General features: G+C 52.8%; 13 protein-coding genes. All 13 read right to left on the bottom strand.

Translation table 11 applies throughout. The features are described from left to right. Positions 1–21: 21 nt before the first annotated feature. Positions 22–252 (bottom strand): ParE family toxin-like protein, encoded by a 231-nt coding sequence (locus EPIR_RS02770; protein WP_023653782.1) that lies wholly within the window; start codon positions 250–252, stop codon positions 22–24. Further along, positions 252–848, bottom strand: a complete 597-nt coding sequence (locus tag EPIR_RS02765) for a DUF2857 domain-containing protein (RefSeq protein ID WP_023653781.1) — start codon at positions 846–848, stop codon at positions 252–254. Before EPIR_RS02765 ends, EPIR_RS02770 begins: the two co-directional genes overlap by 1 nt. Before the next feature lie 84 nt (positions 849–932). Next, positions 933–1,676 carry a DUF2786 domain-containing protein gene (locus tag EPIR_RS02760; protein WP_023653780.1) on the bottom strand — a complete coding sequence of 248 codons (744 nt, stop codon included), beginning with the start codon at positions 1,674–1,676 and terminating at the stop codon, positions 933–935. Further along, positions 1,669–1,923: a TraR/DksA C4-type zinc finger protein gene (locus EPIR_RS02755; protein ID WP_023653779.1), complete on the bottom strand. Its 255-nt coding sequence runs from the start codon at positions 1,921–1,923 to the stop codon at positions 1,669–1,671. The genes EPIR_RS02760 and EPIR_RS02755 overlap by 8 nt, the downstream gene beginning before the upstream one ends. Further along, complete coding sequence (locus EPIR_RS02750) at positions 1,916–3,628, bottom strand: ParB family protein (protein ID WP_023653778.1); 1,713 nt, start codon at positions 3,626–3,628, stop codon at positions 1,916–1,918. The genes EPIR_RS02755 and EPIR_RS02750 overlap by 8 nt, the downstream gene beginning before the upstream one ends. Next, on the bottom strand, positions 3,625–4,998 hold the full coding sequence (gene dnaB-PI, locus EPIR_RS02745; protein ID WP_023653777.1) for an SPI-7-type island replicative DNA helicase: 1,374 nt from the start codon (positions 4,996–4,998) through the stop codon (positions 3,625–3,627). Before dnaB-PI ends, EPIR_RS02750 begins: the two co-directional genes overlap by 4 nt. Then, the gene (locus EPIR_RS02740; protein ID WP_023653776.1) at positions 4,995–5,909 is read right to left on the bottom strand and encodes a ParA family protein; all 915 of its coding nucleotides are present in this window, start codon (positions 5,907–5,909) and stop codon (positions 4,995–4,997) included. The genes dnaB-PI and EPIR_RS02740 overlap by 4 nt, the downstream gene beginning before the upstream one ends. Positions 5,910–6,347: 438 nt before the next feature. Then, positions 6,348–6,563, bottom strand: a complete 216-nt coding sequence (gene lysC / locus EPIR_RS19270) for an Rz1-like lysis system protein LysC (RefSeq protein WP_420834756.1) — start codon at positions 6,561–6,563, stop codon at positions 6,348–6,350. Further along, entirely contained in the window at positions 6,511–6,840 is a 330-nt protein-coding gene (locus tag EPIR_RS18955) for a hypothetical protein (protein WP_193387525.1), read from the bottom strand. Before EPIR_RS18955 ends, lysC begins: the two co-directional genes overlap by 53 nt. A 183-nt stretch (positions 6,841–7,023) precedes the next feature. Beyond that, positions 7,024–7,305 carry a phage holin family protein gene (locus EPIR_RS02730; RefSeq protein ID WP_023653773.1) on the bottom strand — a complete coding sequence of 94 codons (282 nt, stop codon included), beginning with the start codon at positions 7,303–7,305 and terminating at the stop codon, positions 7,024–7,026. Between the two features lie 198 nt (positions 7,306–7,503). After that, a complete protein-coding gene (locus EPIR_RS02725) occupies positions 7,504–8,304 on the bottom strand; it encodes a helix-turn-helix domain-containing protein (RefSeq protein WP_023653772.1) in 801 nt (266 codons plus the stop codon). A 658-nt stretch (positions 8,305–8,962) separates the two neighbouring features. After that, positions 8,963–9,382, bottom strand: coding sequence for a type III secretion system chaperone (locus tag EPIR_RS02720; protein ID WP_023653770.1), 420 nt, complete (start codon positions 9,380–9,382; stop codon positions 8,963–8,965). A gap of 60 nt (positions 9,383–9,442) precedes the next feature. Beyond that, entirely contained in the window at positions 9,443–14,869 is a 5,427-nt protein-coding gene (locus EPIR_RS02715) for an AvrE-family type 3 secretion system effector (protein WP_023653769.1), read from the bottom strand. Positions 14,870–14,876 lie beyond the last annotated feature (7 nt).

The following is a 14,876-nucleotide window of genomic DNA, read 5'->3' as shown; positions in this document are numbered from 1 at the left end:
CCGTCAGCCAATTGCTGCTCGCTACCTGCGAATTTCACGGTTATACGTCTCATGATCCATCAGCCACCAGTGACGCCCGCCATCTTTGCTAAGAATGCGCCAGTACGGGCCGACATCCATCTTCAGATAGCCGTTCATAGCCAGGCGGCGAAACACTTTCTTACCGCCATGGGCTGCGTTAAACAGCCGCAGCGCACGGCGGCGCACCGCAGGAGAAACCTGCTGACGCTTACTGAAATCGCACAGCTTCATCATGTCTCCTTACGTACGCTGGTATCGGCCTTACGGCCAGCCTTCGCTTCGCGGCACCACTGGCAAACCCGTGTCCAGACGGCGGTCAGTGACAGGCTGTACTGTTCGGCCGCCAGCATCATCACCTCCAGCGCCTGGTGCGAATCCGGTGACGACAAGCCGGCCGTTTTCCATTCAGACCACAGCGACGTGTCCTGCGGCTCACTGAGCGACTGTGTGCGCCCCTGGCGGGTTTCAATACCCATCAGTCGCCGACGCGCACTGACCTCAGACGGTGACATACCAAAGTATTTCTCCATCAGTTCCATTGAGCCGCCCAGCTCCAGCGCACGATCGATCATCAGCATACGTTTCTGTTCGATGCGCGCCTGATTGAGCATCAGCCAGAAGTTTTCATGGTTGATAGTGACGTCGAGCACCGATACATGCGACTGACTGAGATAATGCAGTTCATCAAGGCTGAGCTGGCTGAGAGCACGGATTTCCTCAACCGACATGCCGAGCGATTCGCAACGGCGGATATTGCCGTTTTTCACATCCATCAGCAGTGAGGACAAGATGGTCGTAGTGGCCTGGGACAGATTGTGCAGGCTCATAAGGCACCTCCGAATGTCGCCTGATTTGCAATGAGCAATGCGTCAAAAAGCCAACCTGACAGGCAGGCACCCCATAACAGAATGTCAGTCATGACCGGAACCTCCTGCGGTAATCAGATGCGCAGCCTGCGCTCCGGCAAGTCCGTGATGAAGGTCGGCCTGACGGCCAGCGAACCAGCCCGCCTGACGAGCCGCTTTGTCGCCACGGCAGCTACCTGCCTCACGAACGGTAAGCGCGGTAAGTGAGTCACCCTTCAGGCGCTGCGTCAGCCAGCGCTGCAGCACACGACTTTCACCGGCGGAAGGGTCGAAGGAGTGCAGAACCTGCCAGACACCGGATACCCACCCTTCGCGGAACTGGTCGGCACGCCGGCGAACCGTCCGGATCAGAATGCGGCGTCGGCGATACCTCGCCATATGTTTATCAGTACCGGCACGTAACTGGCGCTGCAATACGCTAAAGACATAGGCGGCCACCTCTGGCCGTTCACTGAAACCGTAAAAATGCAGTGACCGACGTAGGGTGCGCGCCCCGCTTACGCTGGTATACACATACCAGCCAAACCAGCAACGGCACCCTGTGGCCATGCAGACCACTGCTGCCAGCGAGTTAAGCCACGCGGGTACCTTCTCCGCATTACTCGACAGGCCGGAGCAGACTGACTCACTCACCTCTGCCAGCAACAGTATGTCCGGCGACAGGCCATAACGCTGCATAAGGCGCTGTGCCAGCGCAAGTGCACGCGCGGCCTCATGTGGATTGCTGTTACGCGTACCCAACGCCATCAGTCGTTGGATACGCCCCATCAGTTTCTGCTGTTCAGACATCTCGCTCTCTCCTTGCGGCGGCAGACAGATGCCTGCCCTTATGCTCTTTCACATCCTGACATCCCGCGCACAGCTCAACGCCCGGCACGGCCAGCTGGCGCGCCTGTGGGATAGCGGCTGCGCACCACGCACAGACGGCTTTTGACGGCTGAGTGCAATGAACCTGCGCCCGGATAGCATCAATACCGCGCTGCACAAACAGCGCCGTACTGGCCTGAGCCATTTCATCGTTGAGGTCATCAGACATTTTCCCCTCCCTTAGCCGCCTGGCGCTGCAACTCACGCAGACGGCGGATAACGCGGATGAGACGCATCGTCTTCACCACCAGAACGTCGTCAAAAACGGGAGTATCGGTCGGCTCCTGGGAGCCCAAGAAATTCATGCAGAACATGAAGGTATTGAAAGGCTGTCCGGGAATATGGCCGGAAAGACCAGCAAGGAACAGGCCGAACTCACCGGCCGTCTCTGCTACGGTAAATCCTGCTGATTTGAGGTGTTTGTCTTCGCTGACAGCATCCTGACAGCCCATTGCCTCGGCGATCTCAAAGGCCAGCCGGTAGGCCATATCCTGCAGGTGCTCGATATCGTCCTGTAGCGCCGGGATGTACCAGATATCGCTGACGGGCTCCAGACCGTTGGCGGCAAAGGCCACGCTACTGGTCGGCGCGGTGGCTGGTTCGTCATGTTCACCCAACGCGGAAACCAGGCTGACCGCATCTGAATCAGCAAAGTCTGTTTCAACATCACCGTGCGAAACACCGTCACCGGAAATCACGGGGGCACCGCCCAAAAAATCATGCTGGATTTCGCTGCGGGGCTGGCTGCCGGCGTTGACAAAGGTGCTGTCAGGCAGGGCTGAACTTTCCGCTAAGTCTGGCACAGGTTCAGGACGGCCTGGTGTGGTCAGCGTACCGGAACGCAGGCTGGTAACCGGTGTCTGCGTGGTTGGGTCAGATGGCAGAACCGACACGGTGGGCTCACTACGATCCCGTGCCCCGTTACGCTCAGGCACCGGGGTGAGTTCAGGGAGCGGTGGCGGCTCGCCGAACTGTTCCCGGCGTTTCTGCTCTTTGGGATCCAGCTCAATCAGCCAGCGATCGTAGTTGAGGCTTGGATGCGGCAAAGCCTTAACCAGTTGGCCAATCAGCTCATCGCGGAATACATCCAGAGAATAGTTGTCCGGCTCATCAAAAACGCGACACACCGAGCCAAAAACATCGTCAAGCGTGCAGCCCGGTTCCACGTCACTACTGAATGATTTCCACACTTTCATTGCTGATGATCTGAGGCTCAAAAGCGGGATCGCCTGCCCGCGACTCATCCCACTCTCCAACAGCCGTGGCATATGTGGATACAGGTAGTTAAGGGTGTCTTCCATCCTGCTTACGCTCGAATTATCAATCGGGTAGCCCTCTTTCCCCAACAGGTCTGACAATTCCCTGAGCGTGACATTGCGGCCAAGTTGCTCTTCGTAAATAATCCGGGCTTTATGTACGCCGAAAGCCTTCTCGATATAGGCCAAATCTCCCCTGACTTCGTTTTCGGCCAAATGGCCTACCAGGCATTTAAGACGCCCCGGCCAGGGTTTAAAGATGGTGTGGATGCGGTGAAAACGCTCATCGCCGGTTTCCTGCCACAGTTCACAGAGGATCTGATAGCGCGTGTTGCCGCCATCGCTAAAGATATAGACCTGTTCACCATCCGGATCGCGGGTCACTTTGGGAATAGAGTCCAGCCCGCGCGCGCGAATTGACGCCTTGATCTCTTCATAACGCGGATTGCGCCCGGTGCGGGGGTTGTCCGGATTTGGACACAGCTGATCCAGCGTCAGAACCATCGCCATTTCAGTGACCGGCAACGGCGCAGACGGCAGCGCTTCAGAGGGCTGCACGGGTGACTTGCCGCGCTGTAGCATCGCCGAGCTCAGATTGAGGTCGCGTACTTTGCTCATGCGTACCTCCCGGCCGGAGATGACACATCGGCGAAGCGCGTATATTTTCCTTCAAACTGCAAACGAACAGTGCCTGTCGGCCCCTGGCGCTGCTTGCTGATAATGACCTCTGCCACGCCCTTATCGTGCGAGTTTTCGTTATAGACCTCGTCACGGTAGATAAAGACAATGACGTCTGCATCCTGCTCCAGCGCACCGGAGTCACGCAGATCGCCATTATTGGGGCGCTTATCGGCGCGGCTTTCCAGCTGGCGGTTGAGCTGGGACAGTGCCACCACCGGGCAACCCATCTCTTTGGCCAGCGCTTTTAGTGAGCGGGAGATTTCCGCAATCTCCTGCGTACGGTTCTCCTGCCCCGGGCAGCGCATCAACTGCAGGTAGTCCAGTCCGATAATCGATGGATGACCGTAACGACGGGCGTTACGTCGTGCACGGATACGCAGCATCGCAGGTGAAAGGCCGCTGCTATCGTCAATGATTAGGCGTTCTTTCAGGTCACTCAACAGCAGGCCTGAGGCGCTCGATACGCGTGCCCAGTCTTCTTCATCCATCTGGCCGCTTTTAAGACGCTGTAGCTCGACGCTTCCAAGGGAGGAAATCATACGCATCAGGATCTGCTCGGTAGGCTGTTCAAGACTGTAAAACTGGCCAAAAGAGCCCGCTTTTTTAATCAGGGAATTCAGCATCAGGCTGATCAGAAAGGCGGTTTTTCCCATCGACGGGCGCGCCGCAATCAGTATCAGGTCACCCGCCTGCAGGCCACTGGTCATGGCATCGAAATCATCGAAGCCGGTAGGGGCACCGGTGATCCCGTCCGGTGTATTGCAACGCCGCTCAAGCTCGATAAATAGCTTTTCAAGCCCGTCCACGATGGTCACCGCCTGCTGTGGTTCGGCACGCTCAGCAAGACGGGTAATTTTCTGCTCGGCTTCTTCCATCACTTGCGCGATATCCGCACCCGGAGCCTTTACGCTATCGGTAATCTCCGTACCAATCGCCGCCAGCTGGCGGGCGCGGCTATATTTGGCAACAATCTCGCTGTAGGGCACGATATTTGCCGCACTTGGGATATTTTTCGACAGCTCGGCCAGATAGGCAAAACCACCAATCTGGTCAAGCTTATCTTTACCCCGAGACTCAATGCTTTCTGCCAGCGTAACCAAATCAATCGGGCGTCCCGCACTGACTAAACGGGTCATTTCATGGAAAATGACGCGGTGTACGCTATAAGAAAAATCCTCCGTATTAATCAGCAATGCCACATCGTCCCAGCTGTGATTATCAAGCATTAGCCCGCCGATAACGCACTGTTCAGCGTCCCGGGAGACAAGACCCGGAATGTTATTTCTGAATTCCGCTAAATTACTCATTGAGTAGTCCCCTCCGAGGCCAGTGCGTCAAAGCGGTTTTGCCACTGTGGGAACAGCTCGCAGGCCAGCTGATGCATGGAGGAAAAAGCAGAGTCGCTTTTGCGTGTGGTTTTCTTTTCGAGTCGATGAACAGGGAGGCCACGGGCATGACCTTGTTTGTAAACATCAAGGTCATAGATGCGCGTCTCAAGCATGGACATGCTGATTTTGTCTGTATGCTGGCTGTACTGGCCTTCGCTGATTATTTTTTCAGCCTGCTCAACCGTCGCTCTGGCAAGGCTCGTATAGTCCATACAGTTCACCAGCATGCGGATATGCGGCAGGCTGATGCCAAAAGCCGTATAAGGGACAAGTTCCTCCATCAGTGCAATAGTGCCACGCATAAACTCGCGCACATCGGGTAGCACCGGCTTGACCATGCCGATCATTTCACCAGTGGCCGCCAGGATAATCAGTTCGGACATCACAGAACGTGAGCCCTGTGAATCAATCAGGATCACGTCATACTGGCTGAAAACCGGGTTAGACAACGCGTTGCGAAGCCGGACACGTCCATCAGGTGCATTGAGCATATAGGTTGGCAGGAGGTTGCGGGGATCGTTGGAAACAATCAGATCCAGGTTATCTATTTCCGTATGTGAAATGATGTTTTCTGGGCAGGAGAGATCCACTGTCTGCATAAGCAGCTCGTACAGACCATAGGGCGCTTCATGGGCAAGTGGATAGATGCTGCTGGCGGTGGGTTGAGCATGATCGCCGTCAATAAGAAGGACTTTTATGCCTACATCGGCAAGAAAACCGCCGAGGTTAGCAGCCTGGGTTGATTTACCCTCGCCACCTTTGGTAGATACAACTGGAAGCACCTGTGGCTTAACGCCACAAGATAAGTGACTTGATGAATTTAAATGCATTTTCACACCTGAATTATAAACAGGGTGAGATACAACAAATTACCATCAACTAATCATTGGAATTCACGCAAGGACACGGGGATTGAAAATCCCCGTGTCCTTGGTTCGATTCCGAGTCCGGGCACCACTAATTATAAGGCCTTGCTGAAAAGCGAGGCTTTTTTCATTTCGGTGACCCGTCCTGGATAGTGTTGACACTTTTCCGACTTAATTGGGCTGCCCCTATACCGCTAGACGACCCTGCCGCATTGGTGGACTGCCCCACTTCTGTTTCTAACCTGAATCAAGATGCCAGCGGTTTGTAAAAAAATATTAATGCCGGGGCATGCTATGTCCCGGCATTATTTTTCTCCCTTTTCTACCATCACGGGAACGCCCCACGTCATATCAAATTCGCCGCAAATGAGATGGCATCGCAAGAATATCAGCCCGACCGGGTCAGTGCATCTTGATGCGTAATAAGCGAGCAATCGCCGCTTTATCGGTATTGCACTTATCCAATGCCAACTGCAAAAGACTCACGTAATCGGGGTAATCTCCCCAGGCTCCAACGGTAAAAATCGGTGCCTTACAAGGCTCCAGAAGATGTGGTGATACCAGTTCATCTGGCGTCAGGGGGGCCACCAAAGGTGTTTTGCTGCAACCGGATAACATCATCAGGAACAGGCTGACTGGCACAAGGAGATTGGGATGCCGCCTGGCGTAACTGTCGGCGAGTTTGTTCACTGTTTTTCTCCAGCTGTTGCTGAACCGTTTTCTGCTCACTCAAGGCGGCAGATATATTCGCAGCCTGATATTTGAGCTGAAACAGTCGCTCTTTTAGCATCTCGCCCTGCTGCGTTAATTGTTTATTTTGCTGACGTAAAATAGCCAACTCACGTTGCTGATAAAGCTGCCAAAGCATATTTCCGACTGCAAATAGAGTTAGCATGATTATTCCCATCGTCCTGAAGGAAATGTTGTACATAAATATCTCTCCCGAATAAATTACAGGTGCTACCCTATGCCAATAATGGGTAAGCGATCTCTGTCACCACGTCGCCCGACAAATTTCCCTGGCGATCGATACGGTTTCACGCACTATCTTTTATCAATATCCATATCAATATTTATCCTATTTTATATGCAAGAAATGCTTCCAAAGCCAACGGAGCAAAGTACCGCCCAGCGTACTGCTGAGACTGGCGATCACCAGCGTCATAAGCGGACTATTTTGCTGTTCGTAACTGTAGAACCCCCCCAAAAAACCTGTAAAGCTGGAAATCACTATCTGACTTACCGCAGCCATCCAGCACCATTTCGCTCCCGCAGGGCTGATATCCATTAAATAGCGCACCAGTCCTCCCCATGCGGAGAAAAAACCGACGACTAACCACGAAGTTGCCTCAATATACACACCGACCTTCCTTCTTTATATTTACGCATCAGTTGGCAGCACAAGTCTTTTTTAGAACAAAAATAAAATGAATACCGCCACCCTATAAAAACATCAATATAATATGTCACAATAGATTATCAATATTTATTTTAATTTCAAAAAACACTATAAATAAAAGAAGAACGCCAATCATCTGAACGTAAAATACGAGGTCCGTCAGGGGAACAACTCTAAAAGTTTAGCCGTGAAGCAACTGTGTCTTTTATCTTTTTTTAACGTATTAACATAAATAAATAATGGGCAATGCGATATAATCGGAAGCGACTGGTAATCTTTTACGACTATATTTTTTTGAGGAAGACGAAACAGCAGCCCTTCACCACATTTAAACGTGGATTCAAGTCGCGATGGGTTATCAACCTGCCTCAGTATTCCGCTGCCCCCTCGCGCATGTAATTCAGCAATAGAACGCTGAAAGTATTTTAATTTCTTAGTTTCACTTTCAGCTAAAATTGGCATATGCAACCACCTGTCACCAACGTCTTTAGAACAGCAAAGTTCCAGAACCAGATCCATTCGTATCAATTCAAAATGCATCGGGTATTCAATCGGCTGTAGGCTGATAAAGATATCGTCATCAGGATGTATGCACTCTGCATATTTTATCGATGAACACTGGGGCAGTGCACTTTCGCTTATCGTCAGCAGGTCTGATAATATTGACGTTGCTATATAAGGTGACGCGATCAAAAAGTCCTGTTGTTCTGGATGCTTTCTCGTCATATTTTTTAATGCGGTATAAAGCGGTAAAAGCTGCTGATAGATACAATCTGCCGTAGGGGTTGGCGTTATATTATTCCGTTCGATGATGAACAGTTGCTCCCCCACCCATCCTTCAGTTAACTTTAACATCCGTGACACCGGAGGAACCGTCAGACATAGCTTATCAGCCGCTGTTTTAAGACTTTTCTCCTGATACAGAGTGATAAAAACCTGCATCGACTTAGATATAAACATATAAAAATCCCTTTACTGTATTGACAGGTAGTTATACATACCATTAGGAATATTCCCATAACATTTTTTATTATAAATAATAAAAAAAAGGTTTTACCTGCAAAACAAAAAAAGAGATAAAAAAAGGGCCAAAACAGCAGGATTAAGCAGTGAAAATCAACGATCTTGGCAATCAAACGAAGATCTTTCCTGTCAATGATGTTTTTACCGTCAAGATATTAATGACTTATTACGCAGTAACGCAAAAAAAAATCATTTTTTGATGGCGTTTCATCATTAAATATATTTGAATTGTTTATCCATGAATGACTCTGTATGTGCGATCCTGCTCATGGTAAGCATAGGGTAGTTTTTCATAAAATAACAGGGACTTAAATCCGCTTCCCGTTACAGCAAAAATGACTTTCTGCCAATGGTATTGGCAACGGTTAGCAACGACATAATACAGGCTATTATGCACAGCGTTAATTCAGCAAGCTATCCTGATTTTGCGGAGTGTTGAAACGGCTGTTGAAAAGTAGAAGTCAATGACCTGAATAACGCATGAAATTAGATCGAGCTTTCAAAATATCCTTCCAAGCCGTATGGATTAGACTGCCCCATCGCCTTCACCTGATGCCAGTGAGTCGCGGCTGAATAAGCATTCAGCCGCGATGCTTCAGGCCGCGCTACGATCGATTATATGCGCAATAAATTCACGAACTTCTGCCGCCTGCTCAATAAAGCCGCTAACAATATGACTAAACTCCGCTTCATCAAGCTGCGCCAGAGACTGTTGAAAACAGAGACGCACCTTGTGCTGTTCATCCAACGCCAGCCAGCAGCCGCGCATAGCCGCCATCTCAAAATTTAACTGCAACAACATGGGATAGAGTGTTAATGAAGCCTGTGGGTCGGTCTCTGCCAGCTGACAATGTAACAACAGACTGTCGCTGTGTTCCGGCACTTCCAGCACCGCTGCCTCCTCGCCCTGCTCATTATACAGCGCGCATACCCCCTCTTTCAGATGCAGGGGCGTTTTGCACCCGGCAGAAAAGTGCTGCAATAATTTTTCAACCCGCTGTTGTGACGATGTCATTATGTCGATCCTTATTCGGTGATTATCTTGTCTGCATGACTGACGGCATTCACATCCCTATCAGCTCTTCATTTCCAGCCCTTCTTTCTTTAACTCAGAAAGAGCCGATGCGACCTGAGGGTTAGCCTTGGCAATCTCTCCTTCCAGCGTGAAGCGCCGGGGAGTGTTTTGATCCTGGCCATATTTGAAGTTGATGGTGCCGATATTGCGTTCCATACTCACGCCAGCGCTGTTGTTCGCCCCCAGTAACAGAGTGGGAGTATTGAAGCCTTCACTTTTACTGACGGCCTGACTGACGCTAACCGATTTGATGCGCAAATTGTTGCGATCCTGAAACAGAATACCGACCTCTTCACGCCCCACCTTACCGTCGAGTATCGCCTTCTCCGTCTGGTCACGCAGATCGTCTTTCAGCTCCATCGCCACGCTGGCGCTGCTGAACGGCGTACTTTGCAACTGTTTAATTAAACCTTTTAGTGCCGGATCGTTATCCATTAAAGCACTCAGACGGCTGGCACTGCTTGGTGGTAAAGCCGCATTGATATGCCGATTTAACAGTTCGAAAATGCCGTCATGACTGACTCGGGACAAATTCTTGTAGGTTGTGCTGTGACTGGCAGAACCCAACTCCGTACTGTTACTGTCAGCGGCCTGCTGGCGTGATACCAACTTTTTCAGGCCGCGTACCGCTTCGTACCGATCGTCACCCACGATGGGCCTTTCGCTGAAATGGGTGTTTAAAATGCTTAATTTTTCAGCAGGCTTAGCGTCTTTCAGCTCTTTAAAAGCGGCCAGCATCTGCGTGGTGGTACTGTCCTTAAAGTGTTTTCCTAACGTCGAGGCCAATGTGTCGATCTCGTGGCTGGTCACCGGCTCAGCGCGTTTCATCTCCAGGCTAATGCTTTGTGAGGTGCGGTTATCCATCGCCAGCGCCACCGAGACATTCGCGGAGGTAAAGGCCGGGAAGGTTCCGACCGGTTTCCCGTCATGGGTCGATGAATGGGCGACACCTGCGGCAAGGGTCGCGTTAGCACCGACGCCAGCCTGATTGAAAAAGGTCGGGCGGTTATTGCTGGCAGCGGCCGTATTACCAAACTCCCCGGCGGTGGTGCTACGTTCACGAGAGCCGGAAACCAGATTGGCCGATGCGCTTACGCCGATCGAAGCACGGGCGGTGACGCTATTGGGCTTACTTCCGTCTTCAGTCAGGTTGATACCGGCGCGCAGATCTAAAGCCGCGCTGGTATCGACGCTAAACACCAGCTTGCTGCCCTGCTTCATCTGATGTTCCACCCCTTTCTGCAACAGCTCTGCCGGGGTCAGGGTGCCATGCGTTAAGCCATGAATAAAATCAGGCAGTTCATCTTCAGTCAGTTTGAATTTAAGGCTGTTTTGCAACGTGCTCTGTACGCTGGCGCTCAAACTTCCACCGATACGAAAATCCGGGCTGATTTTGTGTTTTTTGCTTAGCCAGTCACTGGCATTACCCGCGCTGGTTTTCTTGTCGGTCATATAGGGCATCAAATCGTGCCCGGTCGCAACCGATACGTTGCCGCTCACTCCGCCGTCACGACCAAAACTCACGCTCAAGCCACCGCTGGTACGGCTGAAGCTCAGGTTATAAGCGCGATCCAGCGTGACGCCCGCGCCGGGAACGATCGGCACCGGGATCTTGTTAAGCGAAGGCACAAAGGCCGTACTGACGCCGCCGCCGTATGCCCGGCTAAAGCTCATGCTTTCACCGCTGTCCAGTGACAGCAACGTATCCTTTAACTTTTGTGCCAGCTCGGCGTTGCCACTGGTTTGCAGTACGGTGCGCGCGCTCAAATTAACGCCGTGGTGCTCTTTTTTAAAGGCGTTGATAAAGGCTTTCACCGCATCGTAATCCGCTTCCAGCGGCTTATGATGGGTAAAGCCCATATCGGTGTAATGCTTCACCGGATTTTCGCCATACTGCTTTTCACGCAGCGTATCGAACTGCTGGCGCAGCTGTTTTATCTGGTTGTCATCCGGCTGATGGCCAGATACCAGCGCCGCTTTGTCCACCAGCTGATGCAGTTCACCGAGGGTTACCGTATCCAGGATCAGGCGCGACTTGGTAAGAGCGGTTTTATCATTGGGATCGCGCTGGCGTCCGAGGGGAATTTCACCCTTCTGGTGGCTCATGTTGATCCCGGCGCTGACAAAATGGTCCAGCACTTTCTCGAGCTTGCTCTGCGCCGAAGGCGGTGCCGCGCGCACGGCCTGCTGTAATGACTGGCTCAGATCGCGGCCAGACCGGTTGACGTTAAAGCTTTGTACCAACCCTTTGCTGCGCGACGGCTGATAATCACCGTTCACTTCACCGCTGCTTTTAAGCACTCCCTGGTGCTGACCTAAAACGGTCGCCGAGCGGGTGGCGCTCTGCTCCAGTTCGTCACCGAAACGCTTGATATCATTGAGCAATGCTGCACCATGCTCGCCTAAATCGAGATTTTCCAGTTTGCTGTGTAAATCTGGCTGTGTCGCGTTATGGCGAACGTTATGCGCGTCCAGCTGCTTAATCAGTGCCCCCTGCATCTCATACAGAGGTTTCAGCCCCTGCCGCCCCTGCCAGTTGTGCTGTGTGGCATAGGCAGCATTTTTTATCGGTCGCGGCGTGGTCATGGTCGGATTAAAGACATACGCGCGAACCCTGTCGGCAAACTTACTGCTAACTTTACGTCCTTCCATGCCGCTCAGACCGCCGGCCTGCGCCGATAACTTCACCGTCACCCCGGTTCCGGGGATCACTTTTCCCTTTAGTCCCTGAGTTAACCTGTCGAATACCTGCTGTGAACCGCGCGTTTCCGGTGCCAGCGGCCCACGTTCCGGGGGTGTATAGGCGTGCCAGCCGCCTGCTTTCAGCAGATGTTGAGAACCGTCCGCCAAAGTGGCAACCGGCTGATGCTGATGGTTCATATCAAGGCGTTGCAGCGCGCTTTCGCTCTGTGGCAACGCCATTTTCTGCCAGCCACTGCCTTCTGCGCCCTTATGCCAGTCAGCGCGTGACTGATGAAATATCTCGCCGTCATGATTTAACGCATACAGATTGTGTTCGTGGTCGACATGGATATCTTTCAGTTCACCGCTAATCCCTTCGCGGCTCAGCGTTTGAGGGGGGCGCTCCAGCTGCTGGGTGCCGGGCTTAATCTGGAAGGAACGAATATCTCCCTTTTCCGACAGCGCCAGATATTTGTTCACGCCAATCACCGCCATCGCCTGGGCCTTATCAGCTTTATCCAGCCCCTGTAAGGCGCTACCCGGCTCCGGCTTGTTACGGACATGCGGCAGGGAAAAGATATTATCCTCCCCCTGCTTGATGGAAGAGGTGCTCTGATTGATATCCAGGCGTTTCACCTCTCCTTCTTTCAAAATATAGGCCGCTCCGTCCAGACCTTTTTTCAGCTGCTGGCAGTCCGACTCCGCCCCGGTCCAGCCTTTGGTCAGCTGGTCAAAGTAGTGTAGCTTTCCTTCCTGTAACGCCAGGCTGCCCTCACGCCCCATATTCAGCACTTCGTGCGGTTCAGGATTGACCTGGTGTAGCCCAAGCTGATTGTCGATAACCAGCGCATCACTCATGTTCCAGCCGGGATGAAATTGATGGTCGTCGCCCAATGGACAGGCATGCTGCTGTTTAAAATTATCTTTCACTAACGCATTGAGCTGACCATGATCGTCGGTGAAAAAGCCGGAGATTTGATGGTCATTACCCAGATGTTCTGCCAGCGCCTTCTGCGGCATGGCTTTCATCTCAAGTTCAGTTTTCCCAGGCTGCGGTAAGGCCGCGCTAAACAGCTTGCCTTCGCTATCGGCTACGATCAGCCGCCCGTGGTTGATGGCGACGGACTGCGCCTCAATCTGCGACTGGCCATGCAACAGCCCCTGGTGTGCATCGGCAAAATGCAGGCTGAGGGACATACGGCTCTCAGGCGGCGCATTCAGCGCAGGCATAATGGTCATCTTATGGCGGCTGGCGGTATCCGTCAGGATCGCCACCTGCCCACGCTCACTGACAGAAAACGATTTGATTTTGTCGACCAGCTTTTCCGAGGCTTGGTTATCGGAAAGGTTTTGCAGCGTGCGGCTGTCTTTCAGGGCATAGAGTTTACCGTCCCCCTGTCGAGAAAGCTGGCTATGCGTCTCTTTGTCCGCAGCCTGCCAGACGCCCAACTCCGCATGCAGAATATGAATTTTGTCGTCATGCAGGCGGATGGATTCACCCTGGGGCTGCGCTGCGCCAGCGGGATGCTGCCAAATCCCGGTCAGCGTGGAGCGATGCGCATCCCCCGGTTGACTTAGCGCCATCTTATTATGGCCTTCAGCACCACCGCTCAACGTCACCTTGCCACTTTTGCCGTCTACGCTGATGGCGACATCTGCGCCCTGTGCCAGCCTGTCCTTAATCTTTGCGTGCTGGCTGTTATGCAACACGCTATAGCTGGTGCCGTTGCTTTTGATATCGAACAGGCGACCTTTTTGGTCCAGCAGCAGATGCTGACTCCCGTCGCTACTGGCATGGTGCGCCACATAGTGCTGGTCTTTGTTACCCAATGTCTGCTCTAACAGCGTATTAAGCGCGGGCGGGTTGCTGGATGCCAGCTGTAACTTCCCTTTATCCAGCGTCATTGACAGCGGCGTCACATCGGCACCAGTTCCCTTCAGCGCCGACTGTGGCTGAAGCGGCGGCGGCGTAGTGCTCGTCCCTTCATGAACACTTTCCGCAATCGATGACAGTTTAGGCTGGAACCTGGCGGCTAACGGCGTGGCAACGCCGAGTCTTGGCGGCTGCGGTGGGTTTTCCTGTTCGCGCGCCAGCCGCTGTTGATGCAGCTGCTGGAATTCACTGTCGTCATCCTCCTCGGTGATTTCTGCCGGAGCGCTATGGGCTGGTGCGGCAGTGCCGGATGACGACGGATGATCCATTTTACTGAGCATGTTCTGGCGCATCTGGCTGAAATTGTTCAACTGATGCTGAATTTGCTGCGTTGGCTCCTTGCTTCCGCCACTGTCACCTTTCACCATTGGCCGCCCGGCCATATCGTCCACACTTTGGCGTTTGACGCCGTCTGAACGGGTTAAACGCGCCGCAGCAGGCGAAGCCGCCTCATGGTGGGTGGCGCTCTCTTCGCGGGCCAGCAGATCGCGTAATGTCGTACCTTTGCCGTGCGTGGCCGCTGGCTGAGCCTGCGGCACAGGTTTGGCCGATTTTTTCAACCCCAGCAGGCCCTTCAGGCTAAACGATCTCTTTTGCTGGTGAGCGGCGCTACTGCCATCGGTAGCGACAGACTGCTGGCGAACTTTCGGCATCTTGCCGCGATTTTTACCCTCTTCTGCCAATGATACGGCGGCAGTTTGCACACTGCTGCTGCTGCTGCCCTGTTGCAACGCCGCACCCGGCCCCACAGGACTGTGCGCCGCTATGTTTACTGCGGCCTTATGTTCAGTTCCCTGTAACTTTAACACCATGACTTTT

This window comes from Erwinia piriflorinigrans CFBP 5888 (genome assembly GCF_001050515.1).
GTDB classification, from domain to species: domain Bacteria; phylum Pseudomonadota; class Gammaproteobacteria; order Enterobacterales; family Enterobacteriaceae; genus Erwinia; species Erwinia piriflorinigrans.
This window is presented reverse-complemented; position numbering and strand designations above follow the sequence as displayed.